This window comes from Adhaeribacter aquaticus DSM 16391 (assembly GCF_000473365.1).
Lineage (GTDB): Bacteria > Bacteroidota > Bacteroidia > Cytophagales > Hymenobacteraceae > Adhaeribacter > Adhaeribacter aquaticus.
In genome coordinates, this window is sequence record NZ_KI421517.1 from 1,000,775 (window position 1) to 1,015,045 (window position 14,271).

The 14,271-nt window shown below is 42.5% G+C and carries 12 protein-coding genes; 4 read left to right on the forward strand and 8 right to left on the reverse strand.

Annotation, left to right across the window (positions count from 1 at the left end; all coding sequences use genetic code 11):
* Window positions 1-61: 61 nt before the first annotated feature.
* Window positions 62-922 (reverse strand): peptide chain release factor N(5)-glutamine methyltransferase, encoded by an 861-nt coding sequence (prmC, locus tag ADHAQ_RS0106335; RefSeq protein ID WP_245590580.1) that lies wholly within the window; start codon window positions 920-922, stop codon window positions 62-64.
* A gap of 50 nt (window positions 923-972) precedes the next feature.
* Here prmC and ribD point away from each other — a divergent pair, with 50 nt between their 5' ends.
* On the forward strand, window positions 973-2,007 hold the full coding sequence (ribD, locus tag ADHAQ_RS0106340) for a bifunctional diaminohydroxyphosphoribosylaminopyrimidine deaminase/5-amino-6-(5-phosphoribosylamino)uracil reductase RibD (RefSeq protein ID WP_034257159.1): 1,035 nt from the start codon (window positions 973-975) through the stop codon (window positions 2,005-2,007).
* Between the two features lie 56 nt (window positions 2,008-2,063).
* Window positions 2,064-2,546 carry a GAF domain-containing protein gene (locus ADHAQ_RS0106345; protein WP_026462226.1) on the forward strand — a complete coding sequence of 161 codons (483 nt, stop codon included), beginning with the start codon at window positions 2,064-2,066 and terminating at the stop codon, window positions 2,544-2,546.
* Window positions 2,547-2,648: 102 nt separating this feature from the next.
* Here ADHAQ_RS0106345 and ADHAQ_RS0106350 read toward each other — a convergent pair whose 3' ends face one another.
* The 3 genes from ADHAQ_RS0106350 to ADHAQ_RS0106360 all read right to left on the reverse strand — a co-directional run bounded on the left by ADHAQ_RS0106350 (window position 2,649) and on the right by ADHAQ_RS0106360 (window position 5,360).
* Window positions 2,649-3,332 carry a phosphatidylserine decarboxylase family protein gene (locus tag ADHAQ_RS0106350; protein ID WP_026462227.1) on the reverse strand — a complete coding sequence of 228 codons (684 nt, stop codon included), beginning with the start codon at window positions 3,330-3,332 and terminating at the stop codon, window positions 2,649-2,651.
* A 182-nt stretch (window positions 3,333-3,514) separates the two neighbouring features.
* On the reverse strand, window positions 3,515-4,348 hold the full coding sequence (locus ADHAQ_RS0106355) for a phosphatidate cytidylyltransferase (RefSeq protein WP_026462228.1): 834 nt from the start codon (window positions 4,346-4,348) through the stop codon (window positions 3,515-3,517).
* A gap of 58 nt (window positions 4,349-4,406) precedes the next feature.
* On the reverse strand, window positions 4,407-5,360 hold the full coding sequence (locus ADHAQ_RS0106360; protein ID WP_026462229.1) for a CPBP family intramembrane glutamic endopeptidase: 954 nt from the start codon (window positions 5,358-5,360) through the stop codon (window positions 4,407-4,409).
* Between the two features lie 58 nt (window positions 5,361-5,418).
* On the opposite strand from ADHAQ_RS0106360, the gene dusB reads away from it, so the two are divergent.
* The gene (gene dusB, locus ADHAQ_RS0106365; RefSeq protein WP_026462230.1) at window positions 5,419-6,402 is read left to right on the forward strand and encodes a tRNA dihydrouridine synthase DusB; all 984 of its coding nucleotides are present in this window, start codon (window positions 5,419-5,421) and stop codon (window positions 6,400-6,402) included.
* A 142-nt stretch (window positions 6,403-6,544) separates the two neighbouring features.
* A complete protein-coding gene (locus ADHAQ_RS0106370) occupies window positions 6,545-7,387 on the forward strand; it encodes a DMT family transporter (RefSeq protein WP_483756937.1) in 843 nt (280 codons plus the stop codon).
* A gap of 72 nt (window positions 7,388-7,459) precedes the next feature.
* Here ADHAQ_RS0106370 and nagB read toward each other — a convergent pair whose 3' ends face one another.
* The 4 genes from nagB to ADHAQ_RS0106390 all read right to left on the reverse strand — a co-directional run bounded on the left by nagB (window position 7,460) and on the right by ADHAQ_RS0106390 (window position 14,220).
* On the reverse strand, window positions 7,460-9,394 hold the full coding sequence (gene nagB, locus ADHAQ_RS0106375; RefSeq protein ID WP_026462232.1) for a glucosamine-6-phosphate deaminase: 1,935 nt from the start codon (window positions 9,392-9,394) through the stop codon (window positions 7,460-7,462).
* Window positions 9,395-9,592: 198 nt separating this feature from the next.
* Window positions 9,593-11,329, reverse strand: coding sequence for an amino acid permease (locus ADHAQ_RS0106380; RefSeq protein WP_026462233.1), 1,737 nt, complete (start codon window positions 11,327-11,329; stop codon window positions 9,593-9,595).
* 135 nt (window positions 11,330-11,464) lie between these two features.
* Window positions 11,465-12,823 (reverse strand): enolase C-terminal domain-like protein, encoded by a 1,359-nt coding sequence (locus tag ADHAQ_RS0106385; RefSeq protein WP_026462234.1) that lies wholly within the window; start codon window positions 12,821-12,823, stop codon window positions 11,465-11,467.
* Between the two features lie 221 nt (window positions 12,824-13,044).
* Entirely contained in the window at window positions 13,045-14,220 is a 1,176-nt protein-coding gene (locus tag ADHAQ_RS0106390; protein WP_026462235.1) for a sensor histidine kinase, read from the reverse strand.
* Window positions 14,221-14,271 lie beyond the last annotated feature (51 nt).

The following is a 14,271-nucleotide window of genomic DNA, read 5'->3' on the forward strand; positions in this document are numbered from 1 at the left end:
TAACTGGAAGATGCACAAAAATAGACTTTTCTTCTTAAATGAATAGTTAATTAACATTTACTTAATGCATTGCCTTAACAAACCGATCTTTACTAAATAAATCTTTTATTATTTGGGTGGTAGTATAACCAAGTTCTTTAAGCAGAGGCATTAAATTAGTAGCTTGTCCTTCATTTATTTCGAAATATAAAGCGCCGTTAGGCTTTAACAGTGAAAAACTAAGTTGTGCAATGCGCCTGTAAAATAATAAGGGATTTGTATCTGGCACAAATAAAGCCAAATGCGGTTCAAAGTCTAATACGTTCTTGCGCATTAATTTTTTTTCCTGATTTAAAACGTATGGCGGATTACTAACAATGATGTCTAAGCTGCCTGGCTCCAGATTAATATTTTCTTCCAGTATGTTCTGCTGCAGCCAGGTAATATCCTGCTTATATTTTAGGGCATTATTACGGGCTACAGCCAACGCAGGTTCTGAAATATCTAAACCAAATACTTTTTCTGTTTTTAAATGTACTGATAATGCAATAGGAATACAGCCGCTACCAGTACAGATATCTAATATACGCAGGTCTTGTTTAGCCTTATTTTCCCGAATTATAATATCTACCAATTCTTCAGTTTCTGGTCGGGGAATTAATACCGATGGATTCACATCTAATTCCAAACCATAAAAGTGGGCACAACCCAATACATATTGCAAAGGTTCGTGTTGCTGAAGCCGCTGAATAATTTGCTTTGCATTTACCCATGAACTTTCAGATACCGGGCTTTGCCGCTGTAAACTAAGCTGTAATCGGGTTAGCTGCAGCACATGTTCTGTTACCTGCATAGCAATAGCATCCGCTTCATAGGTTTCGTATATAGTTCCTATTGATGTTCGGATGTAATTTATTAATTCTTGAATATTTTTCTCAGCCACAGTTCAGTAACGCTATTCCTTTTAATACTTTTGCAAAAATAGCAGCCCTTATGACAACTACCGACCAAATATTTATGCGCCGTGCTTTAGAGTTAGCTGCCCTTGGCCGGGGAACGACCAGTCCCAACCCTATGGTTGGTTGTGTAATTGTACACGAAGGTAAAATTATTGGCGAAGGCTGGCACCAGCAATACGGTGGTCCACATGCCGAAGTTAATGCCATTAACTCTGTTGAAGATAAATCACTACTGCCAGCTAGCCGTTTATTTGTAACCTTAGAACCTTGTTCGCATTACGGCAAAACACCTCCCTGTGCCGACTTTTTAATTAATCATGGCATTAAGGATGTAGTTATTTGTAATACAGATCCTAACCCCATGGTAAAAGGAAATGGTATACGTAAATTATTGGAAGCTGATTGCCAGGTGCATGTAGGATTGTTGGAAGAAGAAGGGCTAGAACTAAATAAATATTTTTTTACTTACCACACGCATAAGAGGCCTTATATTACTTTAAAATGGGCTGAAACAGCGGACGGTTTTATCGGCCGCCAGAACAACAGCCCTCTTTGGATTTCTAATAAATTATCTAAAAAGGTAGTTCATAAATGGCGTGCCGAGAAACAAGCCATTATGGTGGGCACCCGTACCGCTTTAGTAGATAATCCACATCTTAATACCCGGGAATGGACCGGAAAAAACCCACTCCGAGTTATTTTAGATAAAAACCTAAGACTGCCAGAACATCTCCAAATATTTAACCAAAGTCAACCAACTGTTATCTATAATTATATTAAGCAGGAAGCCGAGGTAAACCGGGAGTGGGTAAAACTGAAAGAAGATGAGCCTTTGGTGGAAAATATTTTAGCCGACTTGTATCAACGTAATATTCAATCTGTATTAGTGGAAGGTGGGGCCGCTTTATTAAATAGCTTTATTAAAGCAAATTTATGGGATGAGGCCTTTGTGTTTAAAAGCTCCTTTTATTTAAATGAACCGGGCATAGCAGCTCCCAATTTGCCTTTAGCTAATTTAAAATTTACAAACCACATCGCCACTGATAAATTACTTCTGTATAAGAATTAATACTTCTTATTACTTGTTCAACTTAAAACTTACTTTCATTAATCAGTACCTAAACCATGGCTGAATCGCTAATAATAGACTCTACTTTAGAAAAAGCAGAAAAATATAAAGCATTGCTTCCGCAAATAGAAGCATTAGTTACCGGCGAAAACGATTTAATTGCAAACCTTGCCAATACTATGGCCGCACTTAAACAAGGATTTAACTTCTTTTGGGTAGGTGCTTACCTGGTAAAAGACGGAGAACTTGTTTTGGGGCCGTTTCAGGGGCCGGTAGCCTGCACCCGCATTGCTTTTACCAGAGGCGTATGCGGAGCCAGTTATTCCCGCCAGGAAACCATTATTGTTCCAGATGTAGACGCATTTCCTGGCCATATCGCCTGCAGCAGCGATTCTAAATCAGAAATTGTAGTACCTGTTTTCAAAAATGAACAAGTGGTAATGGTATTGGACGTAGACAGCAATAAACTTGATGATTTTGACGAGACTGATAAATATTATTTAGAACAGTTGGCAACCCTAATGACTAATTGGTTTTAAATTATTACTTGTAATTTAACAAAGTACTACATAAAAAGCAGAAGCGCCATTCAATTATTGAATGGCGCTTCTGCTTTTTATAAACTTTTGAAGGCATATAGTCTAACCAAAGAAAGAACCTCCCCCTGTTTTAAGCTGGGCTATTACGGTTTGGCCACCTTTTGTTTTCTGGCCTATCTTCACTTTTACTTCAGTATCAACGGGTACAAATATATCAACACGCGATCCAAATTTGATAAATCCAAATTCTTCCCCCTGGCTTACTTCATCACCTTCTTTTACATACCATACAATCCGGCGGGCCATAGCTCCGGCAATCTGGCGGAATAAAATATCCGGACCTACATCAGCGGTTACTACTACTGTGGTGCGTTCGTTTTTAGTACTGGATTTTGGATGCCAGGCCACTAAATAGTTACCCGGATGATATTTAAAATATTTAACTGTGCCGGAAACCGGATTACGGGTAATGTGCACATTTATGGGCGACATGAAAATGGAAATCTGCTTTCGCACGTCGTTGAAAAACTCGGGTTCATGCACATCCTCAATTACTACTACTTTCCCATCGGCAGGTGCAATAATCAAATCCTCGTGAGTAATTAAATTTCGGAAAGGACTTCTAAAGAACTGCAGGATAAGCAGAAATATGATTCCAGAAATAACCGAAAATATTTTATTGAAAGTGGGATGAGATGCATTAAATATATGTAATGCTACATTTATAATTAAAAGCCCCAGCAGAGTAAAAAATAAAATCCTACGCCCTTCCTTATGAATTTTCATGTACTAAAATGTTAACCGGCTTTTATCAAACGTAAGAGTATACCTAAAAAGTTAGGAATTTACGATACCAGCGAACAAATTAACACTGAAAATATGAATTTTAAAAACATGAATACCCTCCAACCTTACCTAATTACTAATAAAACTGGTTAAAAGCCAGAAAATACGATACCAAAGCACTGTTAAAAAATTTTTAAAAAAGCAATAATAAAAGGTACTACCATTATCAAACTATCAAATCGGTCTAATATACCGCCATGGCCGGGCAACAAAGAGCCGGAATCTTTTACGCCCAAGCTCCGCTTTAACATAGATTCTACCAAATCCCCTAAAACTCCAAATATCGAAACCAAAACAGCTACACCCAACCAGTGAAACACATCTAAATCAGTAAAATATAAGGATAGCACATACGATGCCCCCAAGCAGAGTAAAGTACCTCCTACCCAGCCTTCCCAGGTTTTGCCCGGTGATATTCGCTCGAACAATTTATGGCGCCCAAAACTTTTCCCGAAGAAATAAGCTCCGGTATCAGCTGCCCAGATTAAGAGCAAAGTACCTAAAATAACATGCCAGCTATAAGTAGTTGCATCTGCTGGAAAACCTAATAAAATTACTCCGGAGAAAGGACCTGCAACATACAAGACGCCTAAAAAAGTAAAAGCAATATTGGTAAATGGCTGCGCTTTCTTACGGTAAAGCTCTGCAACCAGCGAAACCATAAATAAGGGAGGCAGCAGAAACAAGTAACGATTTTCTAAAAACCCTGTTTGAATGAGAAAAACTAATAAAAATAAACCGCTTCCCATTAAAATGCCAAAACTTCGGTTAGGTTCAAAACCTTTAAACGAAACCAGCTTGTAGAATTCCATTAAACCTAAAACCGTCAGGCTTAAGAATAAAGCTCCAAAGGTCCATTGACTGAACCAGATAGCTCCTATAAACACCAGACCGCCCAGAATACCAGTAATTACACGTTGTTGCAGATTAGATAAATTGGCGGGTTCAGCGGCCATAAACAAATAAAAAAGGTTGATTAGATTTTTTAAAGATAGCTATTTAGCAGCAGTAGTTTTACCAGGTATCATCATATTTTACTTCTGGGACCCGGGCCGGAACCGCTTTTAGTTGTTTCTGCAAAAGAATTAATAAAACAATTGAAAGTACCACAGAAAACAAGATGCTTTGCCAGGACATGGCTTCTACGGAATCAACATCATAATCTACCATTTTCTGCCTTACCATATACGATAATACTACCACAAAACCATTGTTTATAAAATGTCCGATGATAGGTATCCAGATGTTTCCTGACCACCAATACAAATAACCGAACAAGGCTCCTAAAAGCGTGCGGGGCAACATACCGTAAAATTGCAAATGAATGGCTCCGAATATGATAGCCGTTACCCATATTGCCAGATGCGGTTTTTTAAACCACCTAAGGAGTTGCTGCTGAATTATTCCTCTAAAAACCAGTTCCTCGCCAATGGCCGGTATTAAAGCAAATACCACCAGGCCTAACAAAAATTGCCCCACGGTATCAAACTGAGTTAAGTATTGCGTAAGCTTGCGCAAGGTTTCTTCCTTTTCTTTAGCCCACTGCTCAAGGCCCTGCATGAAACCTGGCAAGTTCATTTTGCTATTAATATCAATAAACCAGGAGTTTACGGGCATAATAATAAAGCACAAAATAGCAGCCAATACTACTGCTGAAAAGGGGATAGCTGTTTTAGGAGAAAAATATTTATCGAGATTAAACCCAAAGCTTAGCATCATGATTACGGGACCTAGGGTAAAAGCACAAAAATGAGAAATTCCCTGAAAAATACTCATTGCTTCTTTGCCTTGGGGGTATCCTGCCGGATTTTGTACCATCATGGCCAGTTCGGATATACCCAAATGATAGCGAAGAAACAGCACCGCCATGGAAAAGAAGTTTCCTACGAAAAAGCCACCTAGTATAAATACCAGTAATAGTAAAATATAATTAACCGGATGAGTATTTCTCGGAATGAAACCTTTCATGTGTGCATTTAAGTTAATAAAGACGTAAATTTACCCTAAATTTTAAATTTCGCTAAGCGTGGTACAAATTGGCAATATTTCGCTACCTGATTTTCCTTTGTTACTGGCCCCTATGGAAGATGTAAGTGATCCTCCTTTTCGGGCAGTCTGCAAAGAAAATGGTGCTGACCTGATGTATACGGAATTTATTTCGTCGGAGGGATTGATACGGGCGGCAGCCAAGAGCCGTCAGAAGCTGGACGTTTTTGATTACGAAAGACCAATCGGCATCCAGATATTTGGTTCCGATATAGAATCAATGCGCGAATCTGCAGCTATTTCTACCGAAGCCGGACCAGATTTAATTGATATAAATTATGGTTGTCCGGTAAAGAATGTAGCTTGTAAAGGAGCCGGAGCGGCATTATTACGGGACATTCCTAAAATGGTGGCCATGACGGAAGCTGTAGTAAAAGCCACCCATTTGCCGGTTACTGTTAAAACCCGTTTAGGTTGGGACGATTCTACTAAAAACATTATAGAAGTAGCTGAACGCTTACAGGATATTGGCATAAAAGCCTTAACCATTCATGGCCGTACCCGGGTTCAAATGTATAAAGGCGAAGCTGATTGGCGCTTAATTGCCGAAGTCAAGAATAATTCCCGCATCCAGATACCTATATTTGGTAACGGAGATATTGATTGCCCGGAGAAGGCTGTAGCCTACAAAGACCATTATGGTGTAGATGGCGTTATGATTGGCCGGGCAGCTATTGGCTATCCCTGGATTTTTAGGGAAGTAAAACATTTTGCTAAAACCGGAGAGTTATTGGCGCCGCCAACATTGCAGGAACGGATGGAAGCCTGTAAATCTCATTTTACTAAATCAATAGAATGGAAAGGCGAACGATTAGGCATCTTTGAAATGCGCCGGCATTACACCAATTACTTCCGCGGATTACCTCACTTTAAGCCTTACCGCATGCGGTTGGTGCAAACCGAAAATCCACAGGAAATTTATGATATTCTGGATGAGGTTGCCGGCACAATGGCTTATGCTTAAAAGCTGCTGAATCATACGCTAATTTTCGACAACCTAATGCGGCAGAAAAATTACCTCTGCCGCCCTATAATTCTTAAAGATTATTATTGAAACCTTAAATACACAAGGCCAGCATTCTTTTAGTAAGCTGGCCTGGCTATTATTGTTATTTCTTTCTTTGGTGTGGGGTTCTTCCTTCATTTTAATGAAGAAAGGTTTAGAAGTTTATACCTCCGATGAATTAGGAGCCGCCCGCATTACCATAGCTTGCCTGGTTTTATTACCTTTTGCCCTTAACAACATTCGTAAAGTAGAGTCTGCTAAATGGAAATACCTCGTTGCCTGCGGCCTGATTGGCAATTTATTTCCGGCTTTCCTGTTTGCTTATGCTGAAACCCGACTGGCAAGCGGTTTAGCTGGTGTACTAAATTCCTTAACTTCTCTTTTTACTTTACTTATTGGAGCCATTTTCTTCCGGCAGCGCATTACATCATTGCGATTGGTTGGTATACTCATCGGTATTATGGGTACAACCGTACTTATTTTAGGCGGAAGCGAAAAAGAAAATTCAGATAACGCTTATTTTGGGCTTTACGTGGTACTGGCAACCATTATGTATGGCGGTAGCTTAAATATTATCAAATTTCGTCTGCAAGGCATTCCGGCTCTAACAATGGCCAGTTTAGCTTTATTTTCGGTAGGTCCGGTAGCTTTTACTTATTTATGTTCTACCTCGTTCTTTCATAAGTTAACCTCCGCTTCCGGTGGTTTAGAAGCACTGGCCTATATTGGTGTGTTAGCAATCTTAAGCACGGCTATTGGCCTGATTCTGTACAGTAAGTTAATCCATTTAACAACCACCCTTTTTGCCAGCTCATCTACTTACCTGATGCCCATTGTTGCCTTACTTTGGGGACTCCTAGATGGCGAACAAATCCACCTGATTCATTATGCCGGTATGGCGATTATTCTCGCAGGGGTATTTATAGTTAATCGGAATAAATAAGGTTAGCACCAGCTTTTAAAAGGTTGCTTTGAGCTCCTTCAGAAATGCAAGAAGTTATACTTCCTATATTTATTATATCTCTCCTTCCGTAAACTTCCATTTGACAAAGGCTTCCATAGCTTCATAATCCGCTAAGCCGAGCTGGTCGTAGAGCTTAGCGGTTTCACGGTTACGTTCCGCTGCTCTAACCCAGAACTCGCGGGAGTCTTCACCTGGAAACACGGGTGTATCCTTCTGTGACTGGTGCTTGAAGATGGCGTTGCGTTTGCGGATAACCTCCTGCGGGGAGAGCGGCACAGCCATCTCAATCTCATGGATCTCAAACTCATGCCAGGCGCCCCGGTAGAGCCACAGCCAGCAATCCTGTGTCCATTCCTCTGTTTGCCGCAGGCGCGTTAAGGCTTCCAGGATAATGTTAAAGCACACCACGTGCGTGCCATGCGGATCGGCAAAATCACCGGCCGCAAATATTTGATGAGGCTTTACCTGTTGCAATAGCTCCATGGTTAGCTGCACATCTACTTCCGAAACCGCATTCTTTTTGGTTTTACCGGTTTCGTAAAATGGCAAAGCCATGAAGTGGATCTGCTCATCGGGTAAGCCGGCATAACGGGCTCCGGCAATGGCTTCGGTCTTGCGGATAAAGCCTTTCACGTTGCGCACCTCCGGCGTATCTACCTGGTTGGGCTGCTTGTCCTGAAAGAACTGGCGCATGTCTTCGTAGATACTTTTGAGCTGGCCTGTATCCTGGCTCATACTTTCGTTGAAGTCAATGGCAAACTCCACATACCGCAGCACATCATCGTCCCACACGGCGGTATTGCCCGAAGTCTGGTACGCCACGTGCACCTGATGCCCCTGGTCTACCAGCCGGATAAACGTGCCGCCCATGGAAATGACATCATCATCGGGATGGGGCGAGAAGATAAGGGCTCTTTTCTGCGCTGGCTGGGCCCGCTCCGGCCGCTGGGAATCATCAGCATTTGGTTTACCACCGGGCCAGCCGGTAATGGTTCGCTGGAGCTGGTTAAACACATGGATATTGATGTTGTAGGCGGGTCCTTTCTCTACTGCCAGCTGCGCCATGCCATGGTTGTTATAGTCTTCGTCGGTGAGCTTCAGGATAGGCTTGTTTACTTCTGCTGATAACCAGATGATGGCTTTTTTGATCAGCTGTTCCTCCCAAAGGCAGTCTTTCACCAGCCAGGGAGTATCAAAGCGGGTCAGCAGGGAAGCCGCATCCTGGTCCAGCACAAACTCTACCTGCTCGGAAAGCTGCAGGTAGGTAGCGGGGACTTCGCTGGAGATCTCTCCTTCCACAGCTTTCTTCACAATAGGTGCTTTCTTGCCGTTCCAGGCCATCAGGATGATTTCCCGGGCTTTGAAGATGGTGCCGATGCCCATGGTTATGGCTTTGGTGGGTACGTTTTCCTTGCCGCCAAAGTCACGTGCGGCATCTCTTCTGGTCAGATCATCCAGCGTTACCAGGCGGGTGCCGGAGTTAGGTGCCGAGCCGGGTTCGTTGAAGCCAATGTGGCCGGTGCGGCCAATGCCCAGGATCTGCAAATCCAGTCCACCCAGAGCTTCTATCTTGTGTTCGTAGGCCAGGCAGAAAGCGGGTATGGCTTCCAGGGGTAGGGTACCATCGGGTATATGAATGTTAGCCGGATCGATATCAATGTGGTCGAACAGGTTCTCGTGCATAAAGCGCACATAGCTTTGCTTAGCAGTGGGCTGCATGGGGTAGTATTCATCCAGGTTAAAGGTGATGACGTTGTGAAAGCTTAAACCTTCTTCCTGGTGCAAACGCACCAGTTCGGCATACACGCCCACGGGCGTAGCGCCGGTGGCTAAACCTAAGACAGCCGGCTGCCCCTGGGCCTGCTTCTTCTGGATGAGCTGGGCAATCCGACCAGCTACCTGTTTAGAAGCTATATGCTGATCCGGATATATCCGCACCGGTAACTTCTCGTATCTCGTCTCTTCTAATAAATTTAACCGTGCCATAGGGTTGCAGATTTAGATAGATTAAGCAATTAATATACAAGTAAGAAAACAAATACTTTACCTCGACCTTCTTATTTTGATCAAACTCTATTAAGGTAAAAAGTAAAAGCTAATATAATACTCTTGGAATACCTCCTGTGTTAATTTTAGGTAAATAAAAACTTCAATTAAGGACCCTGATAATAGAATACGGTAAGGCTATTTAGCTATATTTAATTTACTGTTTTTTTGTCCGTACAAGAAATAAATAAGCAACCCTAAAGCTAACCAGGCTAAAAAGCGGCTCCAATTAGTTATTCCCAACTCTGTCATCAGGTACAAGTTAGTAATCAGGCCCAATACCGGGATAAGCGAAAGATTCTTAAGATAAGATAAAACAGTAATTACTATACAGAATAAAATAAACCCTATTAAAGGTATTTTGTGTTTAAATACCTCCCAGCCCTGCTCATTTCCATCACTAAAACTAAAGAAGCTTTGTATTCCGCTTTGGTTAAAAAACAAGAGAATAACTACTATTAAAACCATTAATAAAGGCACTAAATATTTCCCATTGTAGTAAGGCACTTTGAACCCGGAACGCCCCACATGATCACCGGAATTATCAGCTAATAATATTCCGCCACATACCAGCACAAAAGCAAATAAAGTTCCTATACTGGTTAAATCCGTAACTTCGGTCAGGTTCATAAACAAGGCGGGTATGGCCACTACAAAACCTGTTACAATGGTAGAGAACGAAGGTGTTTTGTGACGTGGGTGCAGCCTGGAAAATACTTTAGGTAATAATCCATCCCGGCTCATCGACATCCAAATGCGGGGCTGGCCAATTTGAAACACCAGTAAAACACTAGCCATGGCTACTACCGCGCTTACCGCTACTACTCCCGAAATAAAATTAAGGCCAATGCGGCCAAATACATAAGCTAACGGATCGCCAACTGCCAACTCGGAGTAAGGCACAATACCGGTTAAAATTAAGGCTACTAAAATGTAAAGAACTGTGCAAATAACCAATGAATAAATCATGGCCTTAGGCAAATCGCGCTGGGGGTCCTGACATTCTTCTGCCGTGGTAGAAATAGCATCAAAACCAATATAAGCAAAAAATACCGCCGAAACACCTTTTAATATACCAGTAACGCCATTAGGCGCAAAAGGACTCCAGTTAGTTGGTGACACATAGAATATACCCACTCCTACTACTAATACAATTACCAGCAACTTAAGTAATACCAGTAAATTAGCAGTACGTTTCGATTCTTTGATACCAACATAAACTAAATAAGTAATGACTACTACAATTAATAAAGCCGGCAAATCAGCTACCAAATGCAGGCTACCTAAACGAGGAGCATATTGCCAGGCCTCATAGGCTGCCTGCAAATTAGGTGTTAATTGGTTTAAAGGTGTGCCAGCCGCCACCAGAGCATTGGCTTCGGTAAAACCGCGGGAAGCACTCAGGAAATCCATGGTTAAATAAGCCGGAATATGCATTCCTATACCCTCTAGCAAACTGGTGAAATAATCTGACCAGGAGATAGCAACCGCAATATTACCGATGGCATACTCCATCAGTAAATCCCAGCCAATAATCCAGGCAACCAGTTCCCCAAAAGAAGTATAGGCGTAAGTATAAGCGCTGCCGGCTACTGGCAAGGTAGAAGCAAACTGGGCATAACATAAAGCAGAAAAAGCGCAGGCAATAGCTGTAAAAACAAAAAGCAAGGAAACTGCGGGGCCACCAGATGCACTGGCATTACCAATAGTACTAAAAATGCCGGCTCCAATAACAGCAGCAATGCCTAAAGCAGTTAAATCGCGAAGAGTAAGATTTTTAACTAAACTTATTCCATGTCCTGTTTCAGGATCAGCATGGATTTCTGCCAACATGGTTGTAATATCCTTCTTCCGAAAAAGACTTTTAAAATTCATGTAATTGTAGTTTAAAGTCAAAAGGTAGGGAATAATTACGAACTTTTCTAAAATGACCTTACCCGCCAATTGTAACAGGAAGAGGCTGAATAAAATTAATTATTCAGCCTCTTCCGAAAGAAAATTTAAGCTTGCTTACGGTCTGACGAGGGTACCATCGAACTTGCGCACCTGCCAGTTACCTGCATTATTGGTGATAGGATATTTAGCGGCTGCTTTTTCATTTATCTCCACCCCCAATCCCGGCACCTCATTCACGCTCATGTAGCCCTTGTTCATGGTGGGGCAGCCCTGGAACACCTCCAGCATCTTCTCATTAAAGCTCACCGCCTCCTGAATACCAAAGTTCCAGGTGGCCAGGTCCATGTGACACTGCGCCGCGTGCCCTACCGGCGAGACATCTCCCGGTCCGTGCCAGGCCGTCTTGATGTTAAACCACTCCCCCAAACGGGCTACTTTCATGGCTGGTGTTATACCACCTATCTGCGAGACGTGGATGCGGATGTAGTCAAACCACTGGTTCACCATGGCCTCTTTCCACTCGTTCTGGTTGTTGAACAGCTCGCCCATGGCAATCGGCACCGTGGTGTTCTGCCTAAGCATCTGGAACCACTTGGGGTTCTCCGGCGAGAAGGGATCTTCAATAAAGAAGGGCCGGTACTCTTCCACTGACTTGATCAGGTGAATAGCATCCATGGGATCCAGCCGCTCATGAATATCATGCAGCAGCTCTACTTCCTCGCCGCATACTTTCCGGGCTACTTCAAACAGCTTCGGCACTGACTTGCGGTAAGCGACCTGGTCCATGTACTGGTCTTTTTCATTGGCAAAACCAGCGGTTTTAAAATCTGGTTTACTCGATATGGCCGTTGCCCCATAACCGCCCTGCTGCACCCGTACATAACGGAAGCCCCGCTCCATGATCCGCTTGGCATCTTCGGCCGTTTCTTCCGGGCTTCGGCCATTGGCGTGGGTATAGCAAGGCACGGCAAAGCGTACCTTCCCGCCCAGCAGCTGATACACCGGCATGCCGGCTCGTTTGCCTTTGATGTCCCACAAAGCCTGGTCCAGCCCGCTCAGGGCATTGTTGAGCACCGGCCCGTTGCGCCAGTAAGAACTGGTATAGACACTATGCCAGGCATCTTCTATGTTATCGGCATCTTTGCCGGTACACAAATCATTTAAGTAGCGGTTGATGGCGGTCACCACCACTTCGGCCCGCTGGGTAAAGGTAGCGCAGCCTAAGCCATACAGGCCCGGCTCGGTAGTATCTACCCGTACGACTACTAAGTTAGAACCTTGCGGAGCGGTGCCAATGGCCCGTACGCTCTTGATGCGGATGGGCTTCATGCCTTTGGCATAGCTTGGCACTGCTTGCTCTGCCTGGGCGCTGCTGCTGTTAAACAAGCCTAATACGCCGGCCCCGGCGCCCAAGCCCAGCTTCTTCAGCAGCTCCCGACGACTCTCTTGTACTTGCTGTTCCTCTTTGTTCATTCCTTTTGTCCTTTTTATTCTGGTGGATATACTGGATATTAAATAAGGCTTTAATTCTTACTTCCTCACCTGCTTACTTTGTAGGGTAAATTGGTGCAAATTAGAATTACAGCTACTTCAATAATAGTAAATAAAATGAGGTTTGCCAAAAATAGCTGGTCTTCTATATTTGAAAAAGAGGAATCAACAAGGCAGGAAAACAAAACAAAAGCAATAATTAATTACCGATTTAAGACCAGGCGAAAAGTGGTTCCCTTCCCTACTTCAGACCATTTCACAAATAAACGGCCACGATGATAATTTTCTATAATTCGTTTTGCTAGCGCTAAGCCTAAACCCCAACCCCGCTTTTTAGTAGTATAACCAGGTAAGAAAACATCGTTTACTTTAGTTTTCGGAATCCCTTTACCGGTATCTTTTATATCAATAGCTATGTTATTTTTCCCGGCAGAACATAAGGTCACATCTATACTTCCTCTGCCCTCCATAGCATCTATAGCATTCTTACAAATATTCTCAATCACCCATTCAAACAGCGGAATATTTACTTTAGCCTTTGTATCAGGTGGAAATTCTGCTTTTACACTAAATGCCACTTTTTTAGAAACTCTATTTTGCAAGTAGCCAATGGCATTCTCTGTCACCTGCAGAATGTTTTCATCTTTAAGCGCTGGCACTGAGCCAATATTTGAAAAACGTTCAGTTATAATTTCCAGGCGCCTTACATCCTTACCAAGTTCTTCCACAATAGGCTCATTGGTAAATTTGGGGCTTACTTTCAAATACTCGTACCAGGCCATTAAAGATGACAAAGGCGTACCTAACTGATGGGCAGTTTCTTTGGCCAGCCCTACCCAAACCCGGTTTTGCTCTGCTTTACGAGAATAACTAAAAGCAAAATAAGCCATCAAAGAAAAGCAGGCCATCACCATAAGCTGCACATAAGGATAGTATCGTAATTGCGCTAGCAAATCAGAATCTTTATAGAAAATATAGCTCTTTGCATTTTTACCGTAATTAACGACAATGGGCGTATGCTGCTCCTTCATTTCTTCAATCTCCCGCCGGAGCAATATCTTTTTTCGCCGTTCAGAAATATTTGCCGGTAAATTCAGATTACTGTAACTCTCTACATTTTCATTGGCATCAGTCTGAATAACAGGTACAGATTTATTTGCTCCAATAATTTCTTCCTGTATAAAAACCAGGTTATCATCGCTTTTGGAATTAATCATGTACCGCAAGCCATCAGCATAAATATCTATTAATTGCTCTTCCCGCTCGGCAAGTTTTCCTACCAATATATTAGTATAGATAACAGTTGCTGCACCTATAATTAAGGCGACAACTAAAATAAGCAATTTTACCCGGGATTTTTGCGAATATATTGGCAGCATGTATATCAGAGAACAATAGCAAAGAAGCTACTGTATAAGGGCTTTTTTAAT

Bases quoted from the DNA above. Each gene is read 5' to 3' on its own strand.
- nagB (WP_026462232.1), bottom strand. From the start codon at position 9,394: ATGGCACGGTTAAATTTATTAGAAGAGACGAGATACGAGAAGTTACCG.
- ADHAQ_RS0106390 (WP_026462235.1), bottom strand. From the start codon at position 14,220: ATGCTGCCAATATATTCGCAAAAATCCCGGGTAAAATTGCTTATTTTA.
- ADHAQ_RS0106355 (WP_026462228.1), bottom strand. From the start codon at position 4,348: ATGGCCGCTGAACCCGCCAATTTATCTAATCTGCAACAACGTGTAATT.
- ADHAQ_RS0106360 (WP_026462229.1), bottom strand. From the start codon at position 5,360: ATGAAAGGTTTCATTCCGAGAAATACTCATCCGGTTAATTATATTTTA.
- ADHAQ_RS0106385 (WP_026462234.1), bottom strand. From the start codon at position 12,823: ATGAACAAAGAGGAACAGCAAGTACAAGAGAGTCGTCGGGAGCTGCTG.
- ribD (WP_034257159.1), top strand. From the start codon at position 973: ATGACAACTACCGACCAAATATTTATGCGCCGTGCTTTAGAGTTAGCT.
- ADHAQ_RS0106380 (WP_026462233.1), bottom strand. From the start codon at position 11,329: ATGAATTTTAAAAGTCTTTTTCGGAAGAAGGATATTACAACCATGTTG.
- ADHAQ_RS0106350 (WP_026462227.1), bottom strand. From the start codon at position 3,332: ATGAAAATTCATAAGGAAGGGCGTAGGATTTTATTTTTTACTCTGCTG.
- ADHAQ_RS0106345 (WP_026462226.1), top strand. From the start codon at position 2,064: ATGGCTGAATCGCTAATAATAGACTCTACTTTAGAAAAAGCAGAAAAA.